Here is a 25,447-nt window from a genome sequence, read left to right as displayed (position 1 = left end):
ACTTTCCCCTGCAATGAAAAGGCTTGCAAATGCTCCAAAGCATATTGTATACTAGGTTAACAATATCTGGCGATTTATGCCATGGTAGGAGCATAACAGGCCAGGGCTTGAGCAAAGAAAGAGAGGGGAAGGAAAAATTGAAATTGGTTGTTGCTATTACCGGCGCTTCAGGCGCTATTTATGGAATAAAAATAATGGAAGAAATTAAAAAGAAGGCCTTTGAAACCCACCTTATCATTAGTAAATGGGCAAGGACCACAATAGAAACAGAAACCAGGTATACAGTGGAAGAGGTTGAAAAGCTGGCCACCTATTGTTATAACGAAGATGATCTGGCAGCGCCTCTTTCTAGCGGTTCCTTTAAGTGGGACGGTATGGTTATTGCCCCTTGCAGTATGAAGACACTGTCCGGCATAGCCAATGGTTATACCGACGGGCTGATTGTTAGGGCAGCCGATGTTGCTCTCAAAGAAAAGAGGCCCCTGGTGCTGATAACCAGGGAAACTCCGTTGAATCCGATTCATCTGGAAAATATGTTAAAGCTAGCCAGGATTGGGGTTACAATTATGCCGCCTGTACCTGCTTTTTACGCGGCGCCGGCAACGATTGACGATATAGTAAACCAGATTGTTGGAAGGGCGTTGGACCTGTTAGGCATAGAGACTGATTCCGTGAAACGTTGGGGCGGAAAAACCTAATAACGACATAGGTCGCGGGAGGGAAAATTATGAGCGGACTTATGGATTTATTGCATCATGTATCGGAAGACGTTTTATTGAGAATTTTATCATCCTTTACTGCGGCTACCGGACTTAATGCAATTATTGTGGACAGGGACGGCCGGACGCTGCTCCCAGCAAACTCTGAAAAGGATTGTACATTTTGTAGGATTATTAAGGGTGACCCTGTCGGTTGTAATAAATGCAGGGGGTCTTATGCAAGGGCCGGCTTGCAGGCGGCCCAGTTCGGCGAACCTTATATTTTTCGGTGCCATGCCGGATTGGTAGCTTTTGCGGCCCCCATTGTGATTGAAGGTACACTTTTAGGTTCCATTATTTGTGGGCAAGTACTAATGTGGGAACCGGAAGACTTCTTTTGGGAAGAAATTTCAGAGATGACCGCCGGATTAAACGTAAAACAAGGCGAATTAATAAAGGCAGCCGGGGAGTTGGAGGTGCTATCCGGCCGCAAGGTACAAGCCGCAGCCGACCTGTTATTTGTTGTGGCTAACCATGTTATGCAAAGTAGTAACGTGGCGGTACAGCAGCGTAAGGAAATCGCTCGCCGGCAGGCGCAGTTAAACGATGAAATTCGCCAGCGCAAAGAGTTGGAACAAAAACTTGTCGAAGTGGAAGGCCGCATATACGGCCACTCTTTGTTGCAGAAGGAAAAAGAATTAATGGCGGCGGTGCGACTTGGCGACAAAGAAAATGCTATGAACCTGTTGAACTGGTTAGTTTCCGACCTGGTCGAAAAATTTGTGGCTAAACCGCGTGTTTTTAAGGTCCGTATTCTGGAATTAATGGTTACTATTTCCCGGGCTGCGGCGGAAGCGGGCGCAGACCCGGATAAGCTGCTCGATTTGAACTACCGTTATCTCGATGAATTTTCCCGGAATGAGCGGGTAGACGAGCTGTCCAACTGGATTTTCAAAGCTCTGGATAGTATAATGGAGATTATTTATGGTAATGTCAACCTAAAACACCTTGAGGTAATAGAAAGGGCAACGGAATTTATCCGGAAAAATTATGACCGCAACCTAAGTCTCAACGATATTGCCCAGGCTTGTTTTATCAGCCCGTATCATCTCAGCCACATCTTTAAGGAACAGTTGAATTGCACCATTATGGAATATTTGACCAGGGTGCGCATGGAAGAGGCCAAGAAAATGTTGTCCAATCCCCGTTTCACTATAATAGATATTGCTGAAAAAATCGGTTACAACGACCCCGGGTATTTTTGCCGGGTCTTCAAGAAAAAAGAAGGAATCACCCCGTCCGCTTATAAGAAGCAGTTGATGTAAGACAGAAAGGAAGAGAGGAATTTGTATCTTGCGCAGATAGCTTATGCCCTTAAAACAGGAGATACGGCGGAAATTCGGCGCCTGACCGCCATGGCTCTGGAGGAGGGCGTCTCGCCCGAACAAATTCTTAATGAAGCCTTGATTCCCTCTATGGAAGAAGTGGGCCAGCAGTTCAGGGGAAGTGAGATATTTATTCCTGAGGTTATGAAATCTGCCCGGGCTATGCATGGAGCTATTCGCCTGTTGCAGCAGAAACTTGTTTATCCACCGAAACAGGAAAAGACGGTTAAGATTCTCATCGGAACAGTAGCCGGCGACCTACATGATATTGGGAAAAACCTGGTCAGTATGTTTTTGACAGCTAAAGGGTATGAGGTTATTAACCTGGGGATAGATGTACCCGTTGAGGATTTTGTTTGGGCTGTACGGAAACATAAACCGCATGTTTTGGCCATGTCGGCACTGCTGACAACAACAATGCCGTCCATGCTCGATACAATTAACGAATTGAAGAGAGTCGGGTTAAGGGATAAAGTAAAAGTTCTTGTCGGTGGGGGGCCGGTAACGAAGCAATTTGCCGAAGAAATAGGCGCCGACGGTTACGGGTATGATGGTAAAGCCGCTGTTGACTGGGTGGCGGAACACGTTAAAATTTAGAATAAGTCTGTTACACCGGCTAAATATCAATGCTTATCCTGAAGTTTTTGCCTTTTAAAGGGACAAAGCTTCATTTTTTTATGCTTGTTAGAGTTGTTAGCAATATTCTACTCGAAAACGCAAGATGTTACATATTCTGCACAATATCATCTATGGGATTTAAAGACCTTTTATCAGATAATTTTAATAAAGAAAGGAACAAGCGGGACAAGCAGCAAGAAATTGTCAAAAAATTTTGAAAGGGGGAAAAATGGGGAAAATTATCGTCAACTTATTTTGGGGCAAACTAATGACAGGGGAAAAGGAGGATTTGAATGGACACATCAAAAATGCAGCAATTTCCCGAACTGACAACCGACAGGATTTTTGGCTTGTATATAGAGAGCGAAGAGAACAAAAAAAGGTCCGAAGAGCTATATAAAGCCCTGGACCAGGCCTTTATCTGGTCCATAATTTCCGAAGTCGTTGCTCATTATGACATTGGCAAGGTTACAGAGCTTTATGAAATTTTCGGCGGGTATGTGAACAGGAGTTTTGGGATCTATACCGAGAAGGACGGGCAAAAGCAGGAGTTTTTTGTGAGGCTTTACAAAAAGGGTGTAACTGAAAAGGAAATTATGTTTGAACATTCCCTGCTTGACTTTGTTAAGGCAAACGGTTTGGATATGGCTGCCGGAATCTACCGGACAAAAGACGGCAGGAGTTTTCTGAAGAAGATTATTGGAACCGGGGAAAAAGCTGAAGAGCGGTATTTTGCTGTTTACGAATTCCTTCCGGGCGAAGACAAGTATACCTGGGTTGAAAACGTGCTTACGGATGAGGAATTTGCCAGCATAGCAGAGATACTGGCCACGTTCCATAATGCGGCCAGGGGATTTGACCCCAAAGGTTTGGAAAGAGTGGAGCCAAAAATTCTGGAACTCATTCCCACTTTGAAAGCCAAATTCAAGGAATACGCAGAAACTGACTGGAAAGATAAGTTTACTGAATATTTCCTGAAAAACCTTGACTCTATTTTGGAAGAGATAGATCGCATAAAAATACCGGCCGAAGAATTGGCCAAAATGCCCATGAATCCCATCCACTGCGATTTCCATCCGGGAAACCTGAAATATGCTAACAATAAAGCCGTAGGTATTTTCGATTTCGACTGGTCCAAGATAGACCTGAGGCTGTTTGATATCGGGTTGGGTCTGGTTTATTGCTGTAGTTCGTGGATAGATGAAACAGACGGGACAATGATGCTTGACCAGAGTGCCATATTCTTGAAAGCCTATCAGAACAAACTCAAAGAGCTTGGCGGGTTAGAGCCTCTCAACGCAGTGGAAAAGAAACATTTACCCACTATGTTGGCAGCCGGCAATATGTATTTAATTTTCTGGGCTCTTAGGGATTATTACAGTAATTTAGGCGAGCTGAACGTGTTTGAATACCTGACCTATTTGCAGCACCAGGTTAAGTTAATGAACTGGATTCGGAAAAACTGGGATGTGCTCCTGGAAATTGCTAATAGCATTTAATCAATCCGCCTGGAAAGGGCCTATTGCCGGGAACACAAAATCATAACTAAAAGGGAGTGTTACATCATGCAACAATTTACCAGGTTTTTTACAGATGAACAACGTGTGCGGATTCACGAGGCTTCTCTGGAGATCCTCGAAAATGTTGGTCTTTTGGTCCGCAACAAAAAGGCGCGCGAAATTTTTGCCAAGCACGGGTGCGAAGTGGACAACCAGACAACCCTGGTGAAAATTCCGCGCAAAATCGTTGAAGAATGTCGAAAGTCTTTTGTCCCTACTTATACCTTTACAGCTCAAGACCCGCAGTATGATGTTACCTTGCCTGGGGACAGGCCGGTGGTGGTAACAGGAAGCTCTGCTCCGAACATCATAGACCCCATTACCGGGGAAGAAAGGCGCGCAACTTCTGCCGACATAGCCAACATAGCTTATCTGATTAACGAACTGCCTGGCTTTGACGTATTTTCTATTTCCACTCTGGCTGAAGATGCTCCTAAAGGCCAGTTCAGTTTATCCCGTTTCTACCCGGCATTGAAGAACTGCAAGAAACCTGTTCGTAGCAACACTCCGAGTATTGCCGACCTTGAGCAGGTTTTAGAACTGGGTTACCTGATAGCCGGCAGCAAGGAAGCTTATATGGAGCGCCCCTTTATTAACCATCACTATTGTCCGGTAGTATCTCCGTTGACTATGGATGTGGAATCAACGGAGGCTGTAATATACCTAACTGAAATGGGCCTTCCTGTATACGGTACAATAGTTCCAAACGCGGGGATGACCTCACCGATGACAATGATGGGAACCTTGGTTCTGGGTAATGCAGAATTCCTGGCTTTGGCTACCCTGATTCAGCTTATCCGTCCAGGAGCTCCAATGATTTATGCCGTATTGTCCACTGTTGCAGACATGCGTACAGGAAACTATGCTCCCGGCGCTGTAGAAACAGGCATTCTGCAGATGGCTCACACCGAAATGGCCAGGTTTTATAACGTACCATCCGGGGGTTATATTGGCTTAACTAACTCCCATGTAAATGATGCCCAGTCCGGTTATGAGACCGGTATTAATACCACCGCAGCCCTTTGTGCCGGAGCAGACCTCTTTAATATGGGCGGACTGCTGGGCAGCCTGATGGCCTTTGATTTTGCCAAGGCTGTAATTGACAACGAAATTGCTCTCATGCTCAAACGTATCAAGAGAGGCATGGAATTTAGCGAAGAAAACATGGCTCTCGACCTGATCAAGCAGGTAGGTCCGGGAGGTTCTTACATGGATCTTGAGCACACTATGGCCAATATGCGTACCACCGCTGTACTGCCCAAAGTTGCCAACCGTGACCCCAGAGGTCGTTGGGAAGATATGGGCCGTCCGGATGCTCATGCCCGTGCAATGAAAGAAGCTAAGAAAATATTGACCAAGGAAAACCCGGCCCGGTTCCCGGCAGAACTGGATGAAAAAATCCGGGCTCATTTCCCGGGCATAGTAGCAGGCGACGCCCGTTGGTATGAGTAAATCTATTGTTTGCCAGGTATTTGACCATAAATTTTTAAAAATAAGGAGCGATAAACATGAGCATTAAGGATATTTATCAGGCAGTAATTGATTTTAATAATGCAAAGGTTGTTGAGCTGGTTAAGCATGAACTGGCCAACGGGACTGATGTGTCAACCATTTTAAATGACGGCTTGATTGCAGCTATGGATGAAGTGGGCCGCCTTTTCAGCGAAGGAGAGCTATTCGTTCCGGAGATGCTGAGGTCTGCGCAGGCTATGAAGGCCGGTTTGGACGAATTAAAACCCCTCCTTGCTCAATCAGCGGCCAAATCCGCGGGGACCATTGTCATAGGTACAGTTAAAGGTGACCTGCACGATATCGGCAAGAACCTGGTGGCTATGATGATGGAAGGTGCTGGATTTGACGTAATTGATTTGGGTGTTGACGTTGACACAGAGAAGTTTGTGAATACTGCCAAAGAAAAGAACGCCAACGTTATTTGTATGTCGGCTCTTCTTACTACTACGATGCCCGGTATGGAAGAAGTTATCAAGGCTGTCAAGGCTCAGGGCCTGGACATTAAGACTATGGTTGGAGGGGCGCCTGTCACCCAGGAGTTTGCCAATAAAATTGGAGCCGACGGTTATGCTGAAGATGCGCCAGGAGCTGTTGAAAAAGCCCGTGAATTGGCATCGGCATAAGGAATAATGGCACGACCAGCACATTTATAAAAACTTACACACAGGAGGAATCGGTTAATGATAGTAGTGGGAGAACTCATCAATGCCAGCCGCAAACCTATTAAAGAAGCTATTGAGACTCAAAATGCGGATTATATTAAGCAGATTGCCAAAGAACAACATGAAGCAGGCGCAAACTATATAGATGTTAATGCCGGTATCTTTGTGGGCAAAGAGCCTGAATACCTGCAGTGGCTGGTTAAAAATGTTCAGGAAGTGGTAGACGGGCCTTGCTGTATTGACAGCCCTGACCCGAAGGCTATTGAAGCGGCTCTTGCCGTGCACAAAGGAACCCCGATGATAAATTCCATATCACTGGAGAAAGAGCGTTACGATGCATTATTGCCGATTATCGCCGGTACCGATTACAAGGTAGTAGCTTTGTGTATGAGTGATGGCGGTATGCCTGAAACTACAGAAGACAGGCTGAAAATTGCCGACGAACTGATTAACGGCCTGGTTAAAAACAACATTCCTATAGACAACATTTATGTAGACCCATTGGTTCAACCGATAGGAACCAACAGCAATTTTGGCATTGAATTTCTCAACGCCGTAGAAGCTATTATGACCAGGTTTAAAGGAGTTCATACCATGTGCGGGTTGTCAAACATTTCCTACGGTTTGCCTAACCGTAAATTCCTGAACCAGGCCTTTGCCATAATGGCTATTGCCAAAGGACTTGACGGTCTGATTATCAACCCGCTGGACAAGCAAATGATGGCCGGTCTTATTGCTGCTGAAGCTTTGGCCGGAAGAGACGATTTCTGTTGCAATTACCTTGGCGCATTCCGTGCAGGTAAATTTGAATTCTAAAAAACAAAACTTTGCTATCTAGAACCCTACTTAGCTCCTTTTCTTCTTGTCATTCCCCTTCCTCTACTGAGTAAGGGGATCTTTTTTCAGTTTTTAGCCAAGACATAAAAATGGTATAATTATTTATGTTCTTAAAACAAACCGGGAGGCGCTTTGGAGATGGCTTTGGTGATGTTTGATTATGACGGGGTTATTGTAGACTCCCTTGCACAGTTTACCAACAATTTTATTAGGGCTTGCCGGGAAAACGGCTTTCTTGGGTTGAAAAGTCAGGAGGATGCGCTGGCTCTTTTTGACGGCAATGTTTATGAAACGTTAGCCCGTTTTGGTGTAGATGCCGTTACTATAAATAAAATTCTGGTTCGCTATGAAGAACTGGCCAAAGGATATTTAGACAAAATCCGGCTCTTCCCCGGCATGGGACAGGCATTAGAGAGAATAGCCGAACAAAATACTATTTATATCATCACCTCCAACATATCCAGCGTCCCCGTAAAGGTACTGGGTAAGCACGGTATCAGTTGTTTTAAGGAGGTACTCGGGGCCGAAAAGGAAAAAAGCAAAATAAAAAAGATACAATCCACTATTAAAAAACATCCAGAATTACCCGCTTTTTACGTGGGAGATACCCGAGGAGACATCATCGAAGGTAGAGAGGGCGGTGCCAGTACCGTCGGAGTTGCATGGGGATGGCACGGAGCTCAAAAACTCAAAGAAGTTTTTCCTGATTATTTAGTGGAGACTCCGGAGGAACTTGCGGAATTATTATCAGAGAAAAGCAAGCAATCGGAAGAATAACAAAAATACAACCGGTTTAACCGGAAGAAGGGGCAGGAGAAATGGCTGTGAATAAAAACCTTTATGAGATAACCTTTCATCCTTTAAAATTGTCAGTAAAAATCCCCGCCGGTATTTCTGTTCTGGAAGCGGCGCTACAAAATAACATACCTTTGGAGGGTCCATGTAACGGTAAGGGTACCTGTGGAAAGTGCCGGGTCCGGTATAAAGGAAGGCTCTCCGCACCCACCGAAACGGAAACAAGGATTCTGGGGCCAAAAGTTGGTGCCGGATGGCGGCTTGCCTGCCAGGCCAGGGTAATGGGCGATGTAGAAATCTGGCTGGAAGAAAAACAGGCGTTTCATACCGTTGATGCTGGGCAGGCAAGTAATTATCCCTTTGATCCGCCGATATTATCCCGAGTGGCTTATAAAGAAATTATCTATGGAGTGGCCATAGATATTGGCACAACCAGTATCGTGGCTTCCCTGGTCGACCTAAAAAACGGGGGAAAAGAAATAGGTGTTGCTTCCTGCCTGAACCCGCAGACTCAATATGGCGGAGACGTAATAACACGTATCACTTTTGCTCATCAGTCAGAAGAAAACACAAAAAAGCTGCAGAGCGCCGTTATTGATGGCATAAACCGATTAATCGGGGAACTGGTTGCGAAGACAAAGGTGGATCCAAGTGATATTCTACACATGACTGTAGCGGCAAATACCACTATGCTGCATTTACTGGTGGGCATTGACCCCATACCTTTGGCCCGGGCGCCTTATAATCCCGTATTCATAGACTACAGGGAATACAAAGCTGCCGAACTCGGCATCAAAATAGCGTCCGATGCGGTAGTCAGCCTGCTGCCTTCCTTGTCAGCATTTGTAGGCGCTGATATTTTGGCAGGCATGATAGCCATTGATTACCATAAAGAAACGGCCCCTTCGTTGTTTGTCGATATCGGTACCAACGGTGAAATAGTAGCGAACGTAAAAGGCAAACTTGCAGCAACTTCCTCGGCAGCCGGCCCGGCTTTGGAGGGTATGAATATTCATCACGGCTGTAGGGCTGAGGATGGAGCCATATCTGAAGTAAAGATTAACGAAAAAGGAGAAGTAATCGTTAAGTCAATCGGTACTGCGCCAAGAAAAGGCATTTGTGGGAGCGGGCTGGTGGATTTGGTGGCTGAGTTGGTTAAGTCGAAAGTTATCTTATCCAGCGGAAGTTTTGCCGGGACAGCAGATTTACCGCCGGTTCTTGGGGAACGGGTAATCGAATTTCAGGGGCAGAAAGCATTTTTGGTCGACCCGGAAGCGGGAATAATTTTAACACAAAAAGATATCCGCCAGGTTCAACTGGCTAAAGCGGCCATCGCAGCGGCCATAGAAATCCTCTTTCAACGCTTGGAATTCGATATTAGAGAAGTGGAAAAGATTTATATTGCCGGCGCCTTTGGTTATCATTTAAAACCTGCGTCATTGAAAACTTTGGGCTTGTTGCCGGCAGGCCTGGGGGGCCACATTGCATTTGTGGGGAACACGGCCAAAGAGGGGGCGCGTCTTTGCCTGACAAGCAAGCTGGCCTTGGAGGAAATAGTGGCTGTACAGAAGAAAATAAATGCGGTAGAGCTTTCTTACGCGCCTGAATTTATGGATAATTATGTGCAACAGATGAATTTTCCCGATTAACCAGAATACGCCGGGCAAAAATTTATCTAATATCTATGTGATGCAGAATTTACAAAAGTTTTTCCCGGTGATATAATAAATTCAATAATTATTTATCCAAAACATAATATTGTATTAGGGGAGCCGGGAGAGCCCGGCTGAGAGGGTACCCAAAATGTACCGACCCTTGAACCTGATCTGGGTAATGCCAGCGTAGGGAATAGCTTTGCATGGTCAACGCTTGTTTTTTTAAGTATAAAAAGGCTGCCTTACGGCAGCCTTTTTGGCCTTGAAATTAAACCGGCGTTTATATTTCAAGCGCACGCATAAACCCAGCAGTGCGCTTTTACTTTTATTTAATATAAACAGATTTTTTCGATGGAAAGAGAGGCTTGTATCATACCTGAAAGGGGGGAAAGTAATGCCAGTGGTCAATGTAGGGTTTCAGGTGCTTCCTAAAGTGGCAGATGATAAAGTTTATGCTGTCGTTGATAAGGCTATCGAAGTGGTCCAAAAGTCTGGCGTCAAATACGAAGTCGGGGCTATGGAAACAGTTATGGAAGGGGAGCTGGACCATTTGATTGAGATAGTCAAAAAGGCCCAGGAGGTCTGCGTTGAAGCTGGGGCTTCCGAAGTTATGACCTACATAAAAATTCATTATCGTCCGGAAGGGGTTTCCATGGATGAAAAACTTGCCAAATACAGATAGGAGATTTAGCTTTTGGGCAGGATGGAAAGAACAATGGCTGTCCGTTTTGCTTCCGGGCCTGACCCTCTTTTTGCTTCTTGTGTTTTGGGAAATCTTTGTCCGGCAGGCGGCAATAGAAAAATGGCTATTGCCAAGCCCCTTACAAATCGTCCAATCCCTTTGGCAGTCAAAAGAACTAATTTTGCAGCACAGCCTGCAAACCCTTGCAGAAACAGCGTTGGGTTTTATAGTTGCTGTAGCAGCCGGCATCACTGCAGCTACTCTCATTGATTTATCCACCCTTTTACGAAAAGCCGTCTATCCGTTGCTGGTAATTTCGCAGACCATACCCATTATTGCCGTTGCCCCTCTTTTTATTATCTGGTTTGGTTACGGGTTACTCCCCAAAGTTGTTGTGGTTGCCCTGGTCTGCTTCTTCCCGATAACCGTCAACCTGGCAGACGGTTACCGCCAGGTTGACCCCGAGATGCTGCGGCTTATGGCGGCTTGGGGGGCAACCAGAAGCCAGGTTTTTCGCATAGTGAAAATACCTGCTGCCATGCCCTTTTTTTTCTCGGGTTTGCGCATCGCAGGGACATACAGTGTAATGGGAGCGGTAATTGGGGAATGGCTTGGAGCAAGCAAGGGCCTAGGGATACTGATGACCCGTTCTTCCCAGTCGTTTTTAACGGACCGGGTATTTGCTACTATCATGGTTATTTCTCTACTCAGCCTGTTGGTTATAGCGCTGATTGAAGGTTTGGCCCGGGTGGTTATGCCGTGGTATTACAGGCGGGGAGAGTAAAAATGTAGAGCTACAGGAGGAGATAAGGAAATGGCAAAAAGCATTTACCATGTAATGAAAAGGTTTCTCATAATATCTCTTTTACCGGCCCTGGTGGTTACCGGCTGCACAAAAAGCAACCTGTCCGAAAAGGCCGGAAAAGACAAAAAAGCAGCCCTCAAAAAAGTTACCATAATGCTGGATTGGATGCCAAATACAAATCATACGGGCCTTTATGTGGCCAAAGATAAGGGCTTTTATAAAGCGCAGGGCCTGGATGTAGAAATTATACAACCAGGGGAGGGAACAACCGCCGACCAATTGGTGGCTGCAGGCAAAGCAGATTTCGGCATCAGTTACCAGGAGAGTGTAACCCAGGCCAGAGCCACCGGTATTCCTTTAGTTTCCATTGCAGCAGTTATTCAGCATAATACTTCTGCTTTTGCCTCCCTAAAAAAAGATAATATTACATCGGTAAAAGATTTTGAGGGGAAACGCTATGGCGGATGGGGTTCGCCGGTAGAAGAGGCAGTGCTTAAAGCCATAATGACAAAGGCGGGGGCAGACTATGCTAAATTGAAAAATATAACTCTCGGAGCAACTGACTTTTTTACTTCTATTGGAAAAGACGCGGATATCGAGTGGATTTACTATGGATGGGACGGGATTGAGGCCAAACGCCGCGGCATAGAGCTAAACCTCCTTATGGTTAAGGACCTTGACCCGGCGCTGGATTATTACACACCGGTTATAGTTACCAACGAAAAACATATTGCGGAACAGAAAGAACTGGTGCAAAAATTTGTGAAGGCTACTGCCCAAGGGTATGAATTTGCTATTATGAACCCTGCAGAAGCTGCAAAAATACTTTTGAAAAACGCGCCGGAATTAAACCCTGAATTGGTTAAGGCCAGCCAGGAGTGGTTAAGTAAGAAATATCAGGATGACGCCGAAAAATGGGGTATCCAAAAAGAAGAAGTATGGAACAGGTATGCCCGTTGGATGTATGACCGCCAACTTATTCCCAGGATGATTGAACCCCAAAAAGCCTTTACGAATGAATTCCTCCCTTAAAGTTTTAAGGAGGTAACAGTTTTTCAGGGAGATAAAGAAGCAAATTTTTACGGTAGGTGAGGCTAAAAGTGCCAGGGTACAAGCTGGAAGTTAAGGGGCTGAGTAAAACATTTGATGGTCATGGAAAATTATCGATTGTAGCCTTGCAGGAGGTTTCGCTTTTTGTGCGGGAAGGGGAATTTGTCAGTCTGATTGGCCCGAGCGGCTGCGGGAAAAGCACGTTGCTCGATATAGTGGCCGGGTTAACCCGGCCTGATGAAGGGGATGTATTATTAGATGGTGCTTCCATTGTGGGGCTAAAAGGGAAAGTAAGCTATATGCCCCAAAAGGATGTGCTTTTTCCCTGGCGAACTGTGCTCGATAATGTGATTGTCCCCCTCGAAGTACAAGGAATTAACCGGAAAGAAGCCAGGGAAAAAGCCCTTTCACTTTTGCCGGTTTTTGGGCTGGGGGATTTTTCTGACAAGTATCCTCCCGCCTTATCAGGCGGCATGCGGCAGAGAGCCGCTTTTTTGAGAACTTATTTATGTGGTAGAGAAATCCTGCTTCTGGACGAACCCTTCGGAAAACTTGATGCCCTAACCAGAAGACAGATGCAGCAATGGCTTTTAGATATATGGCAGAATTTTCAACACGCTGTTTTACTGGTTACCCACGATGTTGACGAAGCTATTATGTTATCTGATCGGATTTATGTCCTATCGGCCAGGCCGGGCCGGGTAATTGCCGAGGTAGAGGTTCCGTTGCCGAGGCCCAGACATGCCCAAATGGCCTTAAGCCAGGAATTCACGGAGATCAAGGCTAGACTTTTAAAAGCCTTTGAAGAAGGCAGTTTTGGTGAGGTGAGCAATAAAAAATGTTTAGTGATAAGCGTATCTTGATCTTTTCCGGAGGCAATCTGGGCAATTGGGCGGTAGACGAGATTGAACAGGGTGATTTTCTTGTCGGAGCGGACAGGGGAGCATTATTTTTACTGCAGCATGGTATTCAGCCTGACTATGCTTTAGGTGATTTTGATTCCGTTACAGATAAAGAATTTGCAGAAATTAAGGATAAATGTAAGAACCTGTTTTCCTGTAACCCTGTTTACAAGGACTATACCGATACAGAAATGGCTTTTAACTGGGCATTGGCCAAAAGACCGAAAGAGATCCTTTTGCTGGGGGTAACGGGGACGCGCTTTGACCATAATATTGCTAATATTCATCTGCTAAGCAAAGGGTTAAAAGAAAAAGTACCGGTGAGATTAATAGATGAAAAAAACGAGATAACCCTCATAGATTCTTTTATAGAAATAAGCGGAAACCGTTTCAGGTACATTTCCATTTTGCCTTTTAGTTATGAGGTAAAAGGGGTTACACTTGAAGGTTTCAAATATCCATTGCATAAGGCCAGTCTAACTAGGGGGACTTCAATAGGAATAAGCAATGAATTAATAGAAGACAGGGCTACTATTAATATTGATTCCGGGCAATTATTGGTTATCAGGAGCATGGATTAAATATTCCATATTGTTATCCCCATTATTTTCCGGCAATAAATATTTCCCGAAAATGAAAATCTAACCTTAGAAACCATTTCAAAAAACCGGAAAAAGGATGGGGTGCAATGAAAGCGATAACCGACAGGTTTACGCGAGGTTGTATAGCAGGTATACTGGCCGGCCTGGTATCAAGTGTTTTTAATTTAACAGCCTACTACGTTGGTTATGCCAAACTGCGTTACCTGGATTTTGCCGGCGTGATGATTTATGGCAGGAAACCAACAAGTGCTTTGGAAGATCTGTTTGCCTGGCTTGGAATGTATATGTTCATGGCTTTGCTGGGTGCTATATTCGCTTATCTGATTTTGGGAATAACAAGCAAAAATTATTTATTTAAAGGCTGGTTCTACGGTGTAATTGTATGGTTTGCGGTGTATGCCATGGTTATCCTTTTTAAGGTGCCTGAGTTGTCCGTTTTTAATCTACCGACTACTTTTGCCAATTTTATAGGAGCTTCTCTATGGGGATTGGCATTGGGATATATATTCGATAAACTGGATGCCAAAGCGAAAGTTTAGAAGGATAAATTTACCCGATGATGATTTGGGTCGGAGACCTTTTAGTGGCATCCATACCAATTATTTTGTCCCTTAAAACGTTGGAAAACAATTAAAAGTACTTGCATCATAAACAAATAAATTGTATAATGATTAAGCGAAATCAGTTGACTCCTTTATCTGACAAAGAGGAAGCAACAAACTTAATCAGACCACGGAGAGATGTCCGAGTTGGTCGAAGGAGCACGACTGGAAATCGTGTAGTCGGGGAAAACCTGGCTCGAGGGTTCGAATCCCTCTCTCTCCGCCATAATGTATACAATGGTCAGTGACTAGCGGCTAGCGGCTGGAATTGGGCAGAGCGGTTAGTCTCTGGCCTTTAATAATATTCATTAGAATTTTTCCGGCTATCAGCCATTGGTTACTGGTCAAGGTCTATCGGCCACCGGTTATGACTACCGGCCACAGTTACTGACCTTCAGAAAAGCTAATAAAGTTTAGCCGTGCTAGACGGGGAGGTAGCGGTGCCCTGTAACCCGCAATCCGCTATAGCGGGGTTGAAGTCCTGCCTGCGGCCTTTTTTCATAAGGTCTGACCGGCGCAAGTGGCGTTGAAGAGCGGGTCCTGCGCAACGGAAACTTGTGAACCCCGTCAGGTCCGGGAGGAAGCAGCGGTAAGCAAGCCCTTTCGTGTGCCGCAGGGGAGCCTGTTCCGAGTTAACTACGTTGGTAACGCTTGGGAGAAAAGAGTCAAAGGCGGGTGCACGGCAAATTTTTATAAAAAGAGAGCTACAAATTATATTGGAGGCTCTCTTTTTTTAGTAAGTTAAATCTATATCTGTCAATAGAATTAACAGAAGGAGAATTGTTGTCCGACATAGAAATTAGATTGACATTAAGGTATAATATTAACATGTCAGTTTCGTTTAATTATCATAACCCGTATTAGAGAGGGAGTAACTTGTATGTCTTACATGGCCTTGTACCGGGAATGGCGGCCCCAGATTTTTCAAGATATAGTTGGGCAACAACATATCACCAGAACCCTGCAAAATGCTATTAAGGCCAATAGAATTGCCCATGCTTACCTTTTTTGCGGACCCCGGGGTACGGGTAAAACTACTACGGCTAAAGTTTTTGCAAAGGCGCTCAATTGTAAGGAAGGGCCGAATGCCGAACCCTGCAACCAATGCAACAATTGTATCCGAATTACAGACGGAGTTTCTATGGACGTCTTGGAAATAGATGCTGCTTCTAACAGGGGGATCGATGAGATCAGGGATTTACGTGAAAAGGTCAAGTTTTCCCCCACAGAGGGCCGCTATAGAATATATATAATAGATGAAGTTCACATGCTTACTACTGAAGCGTTTAACGCCCTGTTGAAAACCCTGGAAGAACCGCCGCATCATGTGATTTTTATATTAGCTACTACAGAACCGCATAAAATCCCAACTACCATATTGTCACGGTGCCAGCGGTTTGATTTCAGGAGAATCGGTACCGGGGAGATAGTGGACAGATTACGTGATGTCTGCGAGAGTTTGCAGGTGCAAACCGATGAAGAAACACTTACTCTTTTGGCGAAAACAGCAGAGGGCGGCCTGAGGGACGCATTGAGTGTTTTGGACCAGTGTATAGCATTCGGGGGTCAGCGAGTTACTGTTGAGGAAGTAAATACAGTTTTGGGAACCGTAAACCAGGAACTTCTTTTTAAAATGGTAGACTATTTTATTAACAAGGATTCTACATCGGCTTTGTTCCTGATCGACGATATTGTCAACCAGGGAAAAGACCTTCGGCAGTTCAGCAAAGATATGACAGAGCATTTAAGAAACCTGTTATTAATTCAGGTATCGGACAACGCCGGAGAATTGATTGCAGTTACGGAAAGCACCTTGCAAATGTTAGAAGAACAGGCCCAAAAGGTATCCCGCAATATGATTTTGAGGTTAATCGATATTTTTTCTCTTACCGAACGGGAGATCAGGTGGAGCAATCAACCGAGGTTAAACCTGGAACTGGCAGTGATCGAGGCCTGTAAGGCAGAACCTAAATATAGTTTTGAAGACCTGGCGGCCAAAGTTGAAGAACTGGAGGCTATAATCAGGCAGGGATATGTTACACCGGCCATTGCGGTTAATCCCAAAAAACAACCGGAAAAACAACCGGTTGACCAAAAAAATTCCGTTAAGCTTGCACCAAAGAATAATGTGCCTGGCAATAGTTTAACTCTGGAGGCTCTAAAGAATAGCTGGCCGGAAATTATGGAAAAATTAAAAAAAGCCAAACGCACGGCTCATGCCTTTTTGATTGAAGGCAACCCAGTAGGGCTATCAGGGCGGCGGCTAATTATCGCTTTTCCGGAAGACTATGCTTTTCATAAAGAAAATATAGAAAAGCCGGAAAACAGGGAAATTATAGAGAAGGTTATTAAAGATATTACAGGCGAGGAAATCAGAGTAAAATGTAAGTTTTTATCCGAAACAATGAGTGAGGAAAATGAGGAGGAAGAAAACTCTTTGGTTGAAACAGCTATTCAATTATTTGGCGAAAACGTCATTGAATTCAGTGACTAGTGATTAATAAAAAGGGGGAAATAAAATGTTTGGCAATATGGGGAATATGAACAAGATGATAAAACAGGTACAGAAAATGCAACAGGATATGACCAAGATGCAGGAGGAACTGGCCAATAAAACAGTAGAAGCTACTGCCGGCGGCGGGGTTGTTAAAGTAGTGGCTAACGGAAAACAAGAAATAAAATCTATAGAGATTAAACCGGAAGCTGTTGACCCTGAAGACGTGGAAATGTTGCAGGATTTGATATTAGCTGCTGTTAACGAGGCTTTACGCCAGTCCCAGGAGATGGTAGCCAACGAAATGGGTAAATTAACAGGCGGCATAAAAATACCGGGGTTATTTTAGAATAAGTGTTCTTAATTTAGCAGACGCCTTTAAGGTGGTGACTTAACTTGTACTATGCCGAACCGGTGGCTCGTTTAATTGAAGAATTTGCGAAATTGCCGGGCATTGGCCCCAAGACGGCTCAACGGCTGGCTTTCCATATACTAAACAGTGATGCGGAAAGTGCGCATGGTTTGGCAAAAGCTTTGATAAACGCAAAGCAAAAAATCAGGTATTGTTCCATTTGTTCCAACCTTACCGATACTGATCCTTGTAAGTTGTGTCAGGATAGCACAAGGGACAGAAATACCATTTGTGTTGTTGAACAAGCCAGAGATGTGGTGGCGATAGAACGGACAAGGGAGTATAAAGGCTTATACCACGTCCTGCATGGGGCGATTTCTCCTATGGACGGTATTGGTCCGGAACAGCTTAAAATAAAAGAGCTGTTGGAGCGGCTCCAAAAAAATTCTGTACAGGAAATTATCTTAGCCACGAACCCAAATATTGAAGGTGAAGCCACAGCTATGTACCTGGCCAGACTCTTAAAGCCTATGGGTGTCAGGGTTACCCGCATAGCCCACGGCTTACCCGTTGGCGGTGATTTGGAATATGCCGATGAAGTTACCCTGTCAAAGGCTTTTGAGGGGCGCCGGGAAATGTAAATTTTGGTATTAGGAAAAAATTATTTACATTATTGATTTGGTGTGGTAAAATATTTCACAAAATTAATAGTAGCAAAAGCGATGACAAAGATAAGTAAGCTGAATCATTTTGTTTCCAGGGAAAAAGGGTCGGCGACTGAGAGCCCTTTAACAAAAGTTCGGCTGAAATTCCCTTTTGAGCTGCAGGTTGAAGAAGCGTCAGCTTTTGTAGACTGAGCCGGGTCTTTCCCGTTAAAAGAAAGCGAGTATCGGTTTTTTTAGTGGTCAGTTACCGGTAACCGGTAAGCAGCATCAACTGAACGCTAAATTGACCCGTACTTTGAAATGAGAGGGTTGCTTTTTTCAACCAACTTAGGGTGGTAACGCGGAAGTAAAACTTTCGTCCCTGGAGGGCGAAAGTTTTTTTATTTGGCAACCAATTTGGGTGGTACCGCGGAAGTCTACGACTTTCGTCCCATTGGGATGATGTCGTAGGCTTTATTTTTTATTATAAAAGGGGGAGATTAAAATGGTAGTTGTAATGAATTTAAACGTATCAGAAAAACAAATTCAGGACGTGAAAAACAGGCTGACCCAATTAGGGTTTAAAACTCATTTGATCAGGGGGGTTGAGCGTATAGTTATCGGAGCCATCGGTGACAAAAAAAATATCGATACTTCTACTCTCGAAATGATGCCGGGGGTAGAAAAGGTTGTCCATATAATGCAGCCCTTTAAGCTGGTCAGCCGCGAAGCCAAAAGCGACGATACTATTATAAAAATTAAAAATGTGGAAATAGGTGGCAACCAGGTGGTAATAATGGCCGGGCCGTGCGCTGTAGAGAGCAGGGAACAAATGATGGCTGCTGCCAGGGCCGTTAAAGAGGCAGGGGCCCGGATTTTTCGGGGCGGCGCCTATAAACCCCGCACATCCCCTTATTCTTTCCAGGGGTTCGAGGAAAAAGGACTGGAACTAATGGCGGAAGCGGCCCAGCAGGAAAATTTGATTACGATTACAGAGGTAATCGATCAGCAAAGCGCCGAATTGGCAGCCCAATATATTGACATTCTGCAGATAGGCACCCGGAACATGCAAAATTTTCAGCTGTTGAAAAAAGTGGGGCAGCTCAAAAAACCTGTTTTATTAAAAAGGGGGCTTTCGGCAACTATTGAAGAGTGGCTGATGGCGGCAGAGTATATCATGGCCGAAGGGAATTACGAAGTAATATTATGTGAAAGAGGTATCCGCACTTTTGAAACTTATACTAGGAACACTCTTGATTTAACAGCCGTACCTGTTATAAAACGGCTTAGCCATTTACCGGTAGTTGTTGACCCCAGCCACGCCACAGGGGACTGGAAATTGGTGGCGCCTATGGCGAAAGGGGCTGTGGCAGTCGGTGCAGACGGATTATTGATTGAAGTGCATCCGGATCCGAGTAAAGCGTTATGTGATGGACCACAATCCCTGACACCGGAGAATTTTAAAAACCTGGTCCTGGAGTTAGAGCCTATAGCAAAAGCTACGGGGAGGTCTTTAGCTGTATGATAAAAATAGGGTATTTAGGTCCCAAGGGAACATATACTGAAAAGGCTGCCGAAAAGTATTTTACCGGTATCGATAAAGAAATGAGGGCTTATAGGACGCTGCCGGAGTTGTTTAGCGCCGTGAAAAGCGGAGAAATTGATAAAGCAGTAGCACCCATTGAAAATTCTGTTGAGGGCTCTGTAAATCAGACTCTGGATTTACTGGCCCAGGAAAAGGGAGTCGCCATACAAGGGGAAATAATTCTTACAATTAAACACGCATTGATGGCCAAGCCGGGGGTTAAGGTGAATGAAATTACAAAGGTAATCAGCCATGGCCAGGCACTGGCCCAGTGCAGCCGGTTTTTGGAAACATTCCTGCCTGATGCTGCCCTGGTTGAAGCGGTAAGCACTGCGGAAGCTGCAGTACAAATTGTCAATTCAGACCAACCCTGGGCGGTTATTGGAAATCCCGATATTGGAGAAATATATAGCCTAAACATTTTAGAATACGACATTCAAAACTGCACCGCCAACAGGACCCGTTTCGTTATTTTGGGACAGTCTGGCCAACCCATTACCAATGCTAATAAAACTTCTATTTTGATTTCAATTACCGATAGACCTGGCGGGCTATACCAGGTTTTGAAAGAGTTTGCCTTAGTCAATATTAATTTAACAAAAATTGAATCGAGACCGGCCAAAAACAAACTGGGAAATTACATTTTTTTTATTGATTTTATGGGCAATCCGGCAGACGGTTTAGTAGAAAAATGTTTAAACCGGGTAAGAGAAATGACCGCCGAATTTCGTATACTTGGTATTTATAAAGGGGCTGAAACAACCTACTCTTATAGCGTGGAAAAGTCCGTTTTAAATTTGGAGCAGGTCAGGGAAGACATTGATATAATAGACAGGCAGATTGTTGAGCTGCTTGCTATGAGAACGCAATTGGTGAAGATTATCGCTGATCTTAAGGGCGCGCATCAAAAAATACGCGACAGGAAACGGGAGGAACAAATACTGGAGCGTTTGACTGCTGAAGCGAGGAAAAAAGGTGTTAGCCCTAAATTAATAAAAGAACTTTATAATTTGTTGTTTACCCATTTTGTCGGGCTGCAAAAAATCCGGCGACAAAGAGGAAAGGCCTATCGCCAGGTTTCTACAAAACAATTACCATAAAATTACTTTAAATTGGTAATACCTTGTACACCTCCTAAATATAATTTACAAACAAAAAAGGAGGGGTACAAATGGGAAACAGGCAAATAAAGAAAGAAGCAGTTATTCATTTTTGTTCAACTTTGCTTGCTAAAATAGGGATCATTCCCAAACAAGAAACCGAATTGTCACCGGAAGATAAAACCTTTCAAGAGGTTTGGCAAGCTCATCAAGAATGGCAGAACGCTCTGAACAATTTTAATTTTATAAGTGAACCTGATCTTATTGATTATTTTGTATATAATATAGAAACTTCTGTGAAGAAATACATGTTTCTTTTGAAGCAGGCCAAAGAGCAAAACATATGCGTTTCCTCCCTAAAAGATTTAATTGAATGAATGTGTCGTCAGATTTACTTCTCACATACTTTAACATTTTTTACTTTTTAGGAGGGGTCGGAATGGATGGCGCTGTTTTAGCATTTACCATTGGCCTGCTTATACTGATTGTGGTCGGTAATGTTTTGGTGGTGCCGCTGAAATATGTAGTAAAGTTTGTTGCTAACGGTGTTTTGGGCGGCATACTTTTGTGGTTAGTTAATTTAGTGGGAGCAGGATTTTCTCTGCACGTTCCGATAAACATTGTTACGGCTCTGATAGCGGGGTTTCTGGGTATTCCCGGGGTAATAATGCTTATAGGTTTAAGATTAATTTTAGCCTAAATAGTCAGAAAATTAACTGGATTTTTCCTTGACTAGCAAAAATCGTTTTAGTATACTAGGTATAAAAGCTTTCGACAAGACACCCTATTTTTTAGGAATGTTTTGTCGGCTATTTTTTTAACCCAGTAAATAATTAACTGTTTTTTACAAATAATATAGCTGTGTATTCGACATACTTTGGGTGAGACTCTGTTCGGGGGGTGAAATTTCTATCAAAGGTTTAGCCGAAGCTTATGTTGGGGAATATGCCAGCGGAAAAAGTGAAGTAGCCATTAACAGGGCTTTGGAACTCTTAGCCCTGGACAGAGAAGTTACCTTAGTAGACCTGGATTTGGTAGAACCATTTTACACATTAAGACCATTAAAAAGGGCCCTGGAAGAAAAAGGTCTCCGTGTAGTGGCATGGGAAACTTCTCAAACCATAGGTCTTGGGGAAGCCGGTAACGTAATAAAACCGGAAATGCGGTGGGTTCTCAGAAGAAACGGAGATGTGATACTGGATGTGGGCTATGGGGTTGATGGATTACGCACCCTTAATTTATTAGAGGAAACACAAAACCGTAAGGATTTGAAGGTTTATGTTGTGGTTAATGTCGGAAGGCCTATGACATCTTCCGTTGAAGATATTGTTGCATATGTAAGTGATATGGGGAAAGTTGATGGTTTGATTAATAATTCTCACCTGGGAGACGAAACTACAGCAGATTTTGTACAAAATGGTGCGGTCGTTGTTAAAAATGCAGCAGATATCCTGAACATTCCCCTGGTTGCCACTTATGCCGAAGAGAGGATTCTGGATGCTCTGGGGACAAAAGATATTACCGGGACGCCGGTAAAGGGGATAAAAAGGCATATGAAGACTTCTTTTTGGTAACAAGAGGTGTTCAAAAAACACCCTTTTTAATATTATAAAATTTCATCTGTAATTTACAGGAGGTGTCTTGATACGATGGGTGATACTCCTATTCAGGGAGAAAAAAGGGTATTTATGACCGGGAATGAAGTGGTTGCCTGGGCAGCATTGGCCGCAAAGGCTGACATAATGTATGGATACCCGATTACACCGCAGAATGAAATTATGCATTATTGGACTCGCATGGCGCCCAAGTATGGGAAAAGATTTCTGCAAACTGAGGATGAACTCTCCGCAGGCTTTACGACTGTTGGAGGCGTTTTAGCCGGGAGAAAAGCATTTACTGCTACTGCCGGTCCGGGAAATACCTTGATGCAGGAACCAATGTCAATGGCTGAAATGATGCGCATCCCCACTGTTCTTGTTGTTCAGCAACGGGGAGGGCCTTCTACTGCTACGGTAATCTATTCCCAGCAGGAAGTAACAATGACCACCTATGGCGGAAATGGTGAAGGGTTAAGGATAGTATATTCAACTTCTACTCATCAGGAACTTTTTGATTATACTATTAAAGCTTTCAATACCGCCTGGAAGTACAGGTTTCCAACATTTATACTAGCCGATGGTTATCAGGCTAAGATGCGTGAGTCACTGACCCTATACAATCCTGAAGACAGAGGCATTAAATTGATTGATTCCGAACCTCTGCTGGGCAAGGAGCCTGTCAATGGAGAAAAGAAGCCTACTCATTTAAGAAATACATACAATACGGAAGAAGAATTGTATGAAGTTATAACCAAATACATGGATGAGTATTTAAAAGTCGCCCCTGAAATTATGGAGTATGAAGAAGGTAACGTAGATGATGCCGACATTATAGTTGTCAGCCATGGGGTAGTTACCAGGGCAGCGAGAGGGGCGGTACAGGAATTAAGAAACGCGGGCTTGAAAGTCGGTTATTTTAGGCCAATTACTTTACGTCCGTTCCCCGGAGAGCAGTTAAAGAAAGCTGTGGCTAATGCCAAAACTATGTTGATTGTTGAATCTGCATATGGGCAATTGGCGAAGTTAGTGAAGGATGCTATTTACGGAACTACTATTAATCTGGAGTATTTATTTAAACCGGGCGTTGGGATAACGGCAGAAGAAATAGTGGCCAAATGTAAAGAACTGTTGAAATAGGGAAGGGGGTACATGTAGATGTCAGTTGAACCGCAAATGCCAAAATCCTGGAACAGAGAGACCAAACCGCATAAATTTTGCCCAGGTTGCGGGCATGGATTGGTTTTAAAAGCGCTTGGCGAAGCAATAGATGAACTTGGCATTCAGGATAAAGTGGTTTTTGGTTGTGATATAGGTTGCTCATTGTTGGCATGGGACTTTTTCAATGTAGACACTGTACAGACTCACCACGGAAGGACTACGCCCGTTGTTACAGGGATTAAGAGAGCGAACCCTGATGTTATTTGTATAGCATATATGGGTGACGGCGGTGGATATGCTATCGGCTCTCAGCATTTAGTCAATGCTGCCGCGAGAAACGAACGTATCACTGCAATTCTTGTAAACAATACAAATTATGCTATGACCGGCGGTCAGATGGCTCCTACGACCCTTCCCGGACAGAAGACGGAAACGTCTCCTTATGGTCGGGATGTCCAGTTAATGGGTTATCCGACTCAGGGACCGGAAATGGTCGCCGCTATCACCAGAGAAGGAGCTTATGTGGCAAGAGGAACTGTGGCAAATTTGAGGCAACTTAAAAAATACCTGAAAAAGGCTCTGGAAAACCAGATGGCCGGAAACGGTTTTTCTTTTGTGGAAGCTTTGTCCACCTGCCCAACCAATTGGCGCACTAATGCTAAGGAAACATGGGCTTTTCTCGAAAACGAAATGCCCAAATACTTTAAGGTGGGGGAAATAAAAGTGCCCGGTCAGAAGGAGGCAGGTCAAGATGGCTAAAACGGTTAAAATAGCTCTTGCCGGTGAAGGGGGCCAGGGCGTCCAGTCAGTAGCGGAAATTATCGCCGAAGCTGCAAACGAAGAAGGCAAAGAAGCGTTATATATACCCAATTTTGGGGTTGAGCAAAGAGGGGGCGTTTCTGTTGCCTATTTACAAATTGGGACCGAGCCAATTGGTTCACCGAAATTTCAGATTGCAGACATAGTAGTGGCTCTCAGTGACCGCGCTGTTTTAAGAACGCAGAGATATGTCGGGCCTAATACTATTTTTGTATATGATAGTTCCATTGAGGGAGTGGAAGAACATTTGCCGAAAAATGCCGGCCGAATTCTTGCTATCCCGGCAATTGAGATTTCCAAAAATGAATTGCACCCAAGGGTATTCAACATTATTATCATGGGTGCGGTTATTAAGGCTACCGGGGTGGTAAGCCTGGAAGAAGCTAAAAAGGCTATAGAACAAAAACTTGGCTATAAGTTCGAACAGAACCCCAAGCTCAGGGAATTAAACTACAAAGCAATGGAACGTGGCATGGAGTTAGTGGAACAAGCCCAATAAGGAGGGTCTCCGGTGAGTGTGGCATATAAATTAAATACTTATCAGGGAGAAAAAGGTACAGTTACTGTCTATACAAGTTTATGCAAAGGATGCGGGCTTTGTATTCAAAAATGCCCAAAGGAATGCCTTAAATGGTCTAATCACTTAGGTATTTATGGAACTCCTTCCGTTGAACCTGATATGGAAATATGCATAGCTTGCGGTACCTGTCAAAATGTATGCCCTGATTGTGCAATTTCTGTCCAAAGGAATAAATAAAATTGCAGGAAAAAAATAATATAATAAAAAATAAAAAGTTGTTAAAGAAGCGTTGACAAAGGATAATCCGTATGCTATATTAGACAATGTCGGTCGCGGCAATAGCCGCGGCCAACAAATCAGAAATCACAGCAAATACAAAGGTTGCTGTTGATGCAAAAACTACCGGTTGACGAAAAGCAGCCAGTTATGGTAGTATGGAATTCCGCGGCTGGTTGAGAGCCGGTGCGGGAGAAGAAGTAAGAAATTACCGGTTGACCTGAAGAAGGTTGATGTGGTAAGATAAAGTTCCGCGGTTGGGAGACCGGCCGGGAAACAAAAGAGAGGGCGCTTAGAAACGAGCATGACAAGGAAGCTGAGCTGGCCGCACCGGAGGCGTACTGATGTACGGTGAGGATGCGGACGGCGAAGATGACGCAGTCAGGCGAAGGTGCTAAGCGGCCGGATGGTCCTTGAGAACTGAACAGTGTAGAAGGAGAGATGGTTGCAGAGCGGTTACCAGTTAACAGTAGACAGTTAACAGAAGTTAACGGTTGAAGGTTAGCGGGAACTGCAAAACCATCACACAAGTAATTA

27 protein-coding genes, 1 tRNA gene, 1 other RNA gene, 1 riboswitch and 1 other annotated feature are annotated in these 25,447 nt (G+C 44.2%); all 29 genes read left to right on the top strand.

What is annotated here, in order from left to right:
• Nucleotides 1-29: 29 nt before the first annotated feature.
• The 29 genes from ACSNJE_RS00145 to ACSNJE_RS00005 all read left to right on the top strand — a co-directional run bounded on the left by ACSNJE_RS00145 (nucleotide 30) and on the right by ACSNJE_RS00005 (nucleotide 24,871).
• Nucleotides 30-698 (top strand): UbiX family flavin prenyltransferase, encoded by a 669-nt coding sequence (locus ACSNJE_RS00145; protein ID WP_495251684.1) that lies wholly within the window; start codon nucleotides 30-32, stop codon nucleotides 696-698.
• Between the two features lie 29 nt (nucleotides 699-727).
• Entirely contained in the window at nucleotides 728-2,023 is a 1,296-nt protein-coding gene (locus ACSNJE_RS00140; protein WP_495251683.1) for a PocR ligand-binding domain-containing protein, read from the top strand.
• Nucleotides 2,024-2,044: 21 nt separating this feature from the next.
• Nucleotides 2,045-2,680: a cobalamin B12-binding domain-containing protein gene (locus ACSNJE_RS00135; protein ID WP_461567776.1), complete on the top strand. Its 636-nt coding sequence runs from the start codon at nucleotides 2,045-2,047 to the stop codon at nucleotides 2,678-2,680.
• A gap of 314 nt (nucleotides 2,681-2,994) precedes the next feature.
• On the top strand, nucleotides 2,995-4,200 hold the full coding sequence (locus tag ACSNJE_RS00130) for a homoserine kinase (protein ID WP_495251682.1): 1,206 nt from the start codon (nucleotides 2,995-2,997) through the stop codon (nucleotides 4,198-4,200).
• Between the two features lie 66 nt (nucleotides 4,201-4,266).
• Nucleotides 4,267-5,712, top strand: a complete 1,446-nt coding sequence (locus ACSNJE_RS00125; protein WP_013118982.1) for a trimethylamine methyltransferase family protein — start codon at nucleotides 4,267-4,269, stop codon at nucleotides 5,710-5,712.
• A 56-nt stretch (nucleotides 5,713-5,768) separates the two neighbouring features.
• A complete protein-coding gene (locus ACSNJE_RS00120) occupies nucleotides 5,769-6,395 on the top strand; it encodes a corrinoid protein (protein ID WP_461567767.1) in 627 nt (208 codons plus the stop codon).
• A 57-nt stretch (nucleotides 6,396-6,452) separates the two neighbouring features.
• A complete protein-coding gene (locus ACSNJE_RS00115) occupies nucleotides 6,453-7,250 on the top strand; it encodes a methyltetrahydrofolate cobalamin methyltransferase (protein ID WP_013118984.1) in 798 nt (265 codons plus the stop codon).
• A gap of 159 nt (nucleotides 7,251-7,409) precedes the next feature.
• Nucleotides 7,410-8,048, top strand: a complete 639-nt coding sequence (locus ACSNJE_RS00110) for an HAD family hydrolase (protein WP_052218687.1) — start codon at nucleotides 7,410-7,412, stop codon at nucleotides 8,046-8,048.
• Between the two features lie 41 nt (nucleotides 8,049-8,089).
• A complete protein-coding gene (locus ACSNJE_RS00105; RefSeq protein ID WP_495251681.1) occupies nucleotides 8,090-9,715 on the top strand; it encodes an ASKHA domain-containing protein in 1,626 nt (541 codons plus the stop codon).
• Between the two features lie 106 nt (nucleotides 9,716-9,821).
• A riboswitch (TPP riboswitch) is annotated at nucleotides 9,822-9,931 on the top strand.
• Nucleotides 9,932-10,115: 184 nt separating this feature from the next.
• The gene (locus ACSNJE_RS00100) at nucleotides 10,116-10,403 is read left to right on the top strand and encodes a thiamine-binding protein (RefSeq protein WP_013118987.1); all 288 of its coding nucleotides are present in this window, start codon (nucleotides 10,116-10,118) and stop codon (nucleotides 10,401-10,403) included.
• Nucleotides 10,378-11,187 (top strand): ABC transporter permease, encoded by an 810-nt coding sequence (locus ACSNJE_RS00095; protein ID WP_013118988.1) that lies wholly within the window; start codon nucleotides 10,378-10,380, stop codon nucleotides 11,185-11,187. The genes ACSNJE_RS00100 and ACSNJE_RS00095 overlap by 26 nt, the downstream gene beginning before the upstream one ends.
• A gap of 30 nt (nucleotides 11,188-11,217) precedes the next feature.
• Nucleotides 11,218-12,240: an ABC transporter substrate-binding protein gene (locus ACSNJE_RS00090; RefSeq protein WP_013118989.1), complete on the top strand. Its 1,023-nt coding sequence runs from the start codon at nucleotides 11,218-11,220 to the stop codon at nucleotides 12,238-12,240.
• A 68-nt stretch (nucleotides 12,241-12,308) separates the two neighbouring features.
• A complete protein-coding gene (locus ACSNJE_RS00085; RefSeq protein WP_495251680.1) occupies nucleotides 12,309-13,121 on the top strand; it encodes an ABC transporter ATP-binding protein in 813 nt (270 codons plus the stop codon).
• Complete coding sequence (locus tag ACSNJE_RS00080; RefSeq protein WP_013118991.1) at nucleotides 13,097-13,741, top strand: thiamine diphosphokinase; 645 nt, start codon at nucleotides 13,097-13,099, stop codon at nucleotides 13,739-13,741. The genes ACSNJE_RS00085 and ACSNJE_RS00080 overlap by 25 nt, the downstream gene beginning before the upstream one ends.
• A gap of 107 nt (nucleotides 13,742-13,848) precedes the next feature.
• The gene (locus ACSNJE_RS00075) at nucleotides 13,849-14,301 is read left to right on the top strand and encodes a hypothetical protein (RefSeq protein WP_495251679.1); all 453 of its coding nucleotides are present in this window, start codon (nucleotides 13,849-13,851) and stop codon (nucleotides 14,299-14,301) included.
• Nucleotides 14,302-14,496: 195 nt separating this feature from the next.
• Nucleotides 14,497-14,590, top strand: a tRNA-Ser gene (locus ACSNJE_RS00070).
• A 191-nt stretch (nucleotides 14,591-14,781) separates the two neighbouring features.
• An RNA gene (ffs, locus tag ACSNJE_RS00065) (signal recognition particle sRNA large type) lies at nucleotides 14,782-15,047 on the top strand.
• Between the two features lie 197 nt (nucleotides 15,048-15,244).
• The gene (gene dnaX / locus ACSNJE_RS00060; protein ID WP_495251678.1) at nucleotides 15,245-16,858 is read left to right on the top strand and encodes a DNA polymerase III subunit gamma/tau; all 1,614 of its coding nucleotides are present in this window, start codon (nucleotides 15,245-15,247) and stop codon (nucleotides 16,856-16,858) included.
• A gap of 25 nt (nucleotides 16,859-16,883) precedes the next feature.
• Nucleotides 16,884-17,207 carry a YbaB/EbfC family nucleoid-associated protein gene (locus ACSNJE_RS00055; RefSeq protein ID WP_495251677.1) on the top strand — a complete coding sequence of 108 codons (324 nt, stop codon included), beginning with the start codon at nucleotides 16,884-16,886 and terminating at the stop codon, nucleotides 17,205-17,207.
• Nucleotides 17,208-17,254: 47 nt separating this feature from the next.
• On the top strand, nucleotides 17,255-17,851 hold the full coding sequence (gene recR, locus ACSNJE_RS00050; protein WP_013118995.1) for a recombination mediator RecR: 597 nt from the start codon (nucleotides 17,255-17,257) through the stop codon (nucleotides 17,849-17,851).
• 72 nt (nucleotides 17,852-17,923) lie between these two features.
• Nucleotides 17,924-18,241 (top strand) — a binding site (T-box leader).
• 118 nt (nucleotides 18,242-18,359) lie between these two features.
• On the top strand, nucleotides 18,360-19,379 hold the full coding sequence (gene aroF, locus ACSNJE_RS00045) for a 3-deoxy-7-phosphoheptulonate synthase (protein ID WP_474774075.1): 1,020 nt from the start codon (nucleotides 18,360-18,362) through the stop codon (nucleotides 19,377-19,379).
• Nucleotides 19,376-20,539, top strand: a complete 1,164-nt coding sequence (pheA, locus tag ACSNJE_RS00040) for a prephenate dehydratase (protein WP_474774076.1) — start codon at nucleotides 19,376-19,378, stop codon at nucleotides 20,537-20,539. The genes aroF and pheA overlap by 4 nt, the downstream gene beginning before the upstream one ends.
• 71 nt (nucleotides 20,540-20,610) lie before the next feature.
• Nucleotides 20,611-20,916, top strand: coding sequence for a DUF2508 family protein (locus ACSNJE_RS00035; protein WP_052218694.1), 306 nt, complete (start codon nucleotides 20,611-20,613; stop codon nucleotides 20,914-20,916).
• Between the two features lie 62 nt (nucleotides 20,917-20,978).
• The gene (locus ACSNJE_RS00030; protein ID WP_013118999.1) at nucleotides 20,979-21,239 is read left to right on the top strand and encodes a pro-sigmaK processing inhibitor BofA family protein; all 261 of its coding nucleotides are present in this window, start codon (nucleotides 20,979-20,981) and stop codon (nucleotides 21,237-21,239) included.
• A gap of 181 nt (nucleotides 21,240-21,420) precedes the next feature.
• Nucleotides 21,421-22,113 (top strand): hypothetical protein, encoded by a 693-nt coding sequence (locus tag ACSNJE_RS00025; RefSeq protein WP_083436944.1) that lies wholly within the window; start codon nucleotides 21,421-21,423, stop codon nucleotides 22,111-22,113.
• A 75-nt stretch (nucleotides 22,114-22,188) separates the two neighbouring features.
• Nucleotides 22,189-23,274: a ferredoxin oxidoreductase gene (locus ACSNJE_RS00020; protein WP_495251676.1), complete on the top strand. Its 1,086-nt coding sequence runs from the start codon at nucleotides 22,189-22,191 to the stop codon at nucleotides 23,272-23,274.
• Nucleotides 23,275-23,292: 18 nt separating this feature from the next.
• A complete protein-coding gene (locus ACSNJE_RS00015; RefSeq protein ID WP_052218696.1) occupies nucleotides 23,293-24,054 on the top strand; it encodes a thiamine pyrophosphate-dependent enzyme in 762 nt (253 codons plus the stop codon).
• Nucleotides 24,047-24,613: a 2-oxoacid:ferredoxin oxidoreductase subunit gamma family protein gene (locus ACSNJE_RS00010; protein ID WP_013119003.1), complete on the top strand. Its 567-nt coding sequence runs from the start codon at nucleotides 24,047-24,049 to the stop codon at nucleotides 24,611-24,613. Before ACSNJE_RS00015 ends, ACSNJE_RS00010 begins: the two co-directional genes overlap by 8 nt.
• A gap of 12 nt (nucleotides 24,614-24,625) precedes the next feature.
• Complete coding sequence (locus tag ACSNJE_RS00005; RefSeq protein ID WP_013119004.1) at nucleotides 24,626-24,871, top strand: 4Fe-4S binding protein; 246 nt, start codon at nucleotides 24,626-24,628, stop codon at nucleotides 24,869-24,871.
• Nucleotides 24,872-25,447: the final 576 nt, after the last annotated feature.

The sequence above is a fragment of the Thermincola sp. GK-1 genome (genome assembly GCF_059412445.1).
This window is presented reverse-complemented; position numbering and strand designations above follow the sequence as displayed.

Excerpts from the sequence above, each read along its gene's own strand:
- ACSNJE_RS00105 (WP_495251681.1), top strand. The coding sequence starts at position 8,090 with ATGGCTGTGAATAAAAACCTTTATGAGATAACCTTTCATCCTTTAAAA.
- ACSNJE_RS00020 (WP_495251676.1), top strand. The coding sequence starts at position 22,189 with ATGGGTGATACTCCTATTCAGGGAGAAAAAAGGGTATTTATGACCGGG.
- dnaX (WP_495251678.1), top strand. The coding sequence starts at position 15,245 with ATGTCTTACATGGCCTTGTACCGGGAATGGCGGCCCCAGATTTTTCAA.
- ACSNJE_RS00035 (WP_052218694.1), top strand. The coding sequence starts at position 20,611 with ATGGGAAACAGGCAAATAAAGAAAGAAGCAGTTATTCATTTTTGTTCA.
- ACSNJE_RS00055 (WP_495251677.1), top strand. The coding sequence starts at position 16,884 with ATGTTTGGCAATATGGGGAATATGAACAAGATGATAAAACAGGTACAG.
- ACSNJE_RS00125 (WP_013118982.1), top strand. The coding sequence starts at position 4,267 with ATGCAACAATTTACCAGGTTTTTTACAGATGAACAACGTGTGCGGATT.
- ACSNJE_RS00145 (WP_495251684.1), top strand. The coding sequence starts at position 30 with ATGCTCCAAAGCATATTGTATACTAGGTTAACAATATCTGGCGATTTA.
- ACSNJE_RS00015 (WP_052218696.1), top strand. The coding sequence starts at position 23,293 with ATGTCAGTTGAACCGCAAATGCCAAAATCCTGGAACAGAGAGACCAAA.
- ACSNJE_RS00010 (WP_013119003.1), top strand. The coding sequence starts at position 24,047 with ATGGCTAAAACGGTTAAAATAGCTCTTGCCGGTGAAGGGGGCCAGGGC.
- ACSNJE_RS00075 (WP_495251679.1), top strand. The coding sequence starts at position 13,849 with ATGAAAGCGATAACCGACAGGTTTACGCGAGGTTGTATAGCAGGTATA.
- ACSNJE_RS00130 (WP_495251682.1), top strand. The coding sequence starts at position 2,995 with ATGGACACATCAAAAATGCAGCAATTTCCCGAACTGACAACCGACAGG.
- ACSNJE_RS00095 (WP_013118988.1), top strand. The coding sequence starts at position 10,378 with ATGAAAAACTTGCCAAATACAGATAGGAGATTTAGCTTTTGGGCAGGA.
- ACSNJE_RS00100 (WP_013118987.1), top strand. The coding sequence starts at position 10,116 with ATGCCAGTGGTCAATGTAGGGTTTCAGGTGCTTCCTAAAGTGGCAGAT.
- ACSNJE_RS00080 (WP_013118991.1), top strand. The coding sequence starts at position 13,097 with ATGTTTAGTGATAAGCGTATCTTGATCTTTTCCGGAGGCAATCTGGGC.
- ACSNJE_RS00090 (WP_013118989.1), top strand. The coding sequence starts at position 11,218 with ATGGCAAAAAGCATTTACCATGTAATGAAAAGGTTTCTCATAATATCT.
- aroF (WP_474774075.1), top strand. The coding sequence starts at position 18,360 with ATGGTAGTTGTAATGAATTTAAACGTATCAGAAAAACAAATTCAGGAC.
- pheA (WP_474774076.1), top strand. The coding sequence starts at position 19,376 with ATGATAAAAATAGGGTATTTAGGTCCCAAGGGAACATATACTGAAAAG.
- ACSNJE_RS00120 (WP_461567767.1), top strand. The coding sequence starts at position 5,769 with ATGAGCATTAAGGATATTTATCAGGCAGTAATTGATTTTAATAATGCA.
- ACSNJE_RS00110 (WP_052218687.1), top strand. The coding sequence starts at position 7,410 with ATGGCTTTGGTGATGTTTGATTATGACGGGGTTATTGTAGACTCCCTT.
- ACSNJE_RS00030 (WP_013118999.1), top strand. The coding sequence starts at position 20,979 with ATGGATGGCGCTGTTTTAGCATTTACCATTGGCCTGCTTATACTGATT.
- ACSNJE_RS00115 (WP_013118984.1), top strand. The coding sequence starts at position 6,453 with ATGATAGTAGTGGGAGAACTCATCAATGCCAGCCGCAAACCTATTAAA.
- ACSNJE_RS00140 (WP_495251683.1), top strand. The coding sequence starts at position 728 with ATGAGCGGACTTATGGATTTATTGCATCATGTATCGGAAGACGTTTTA.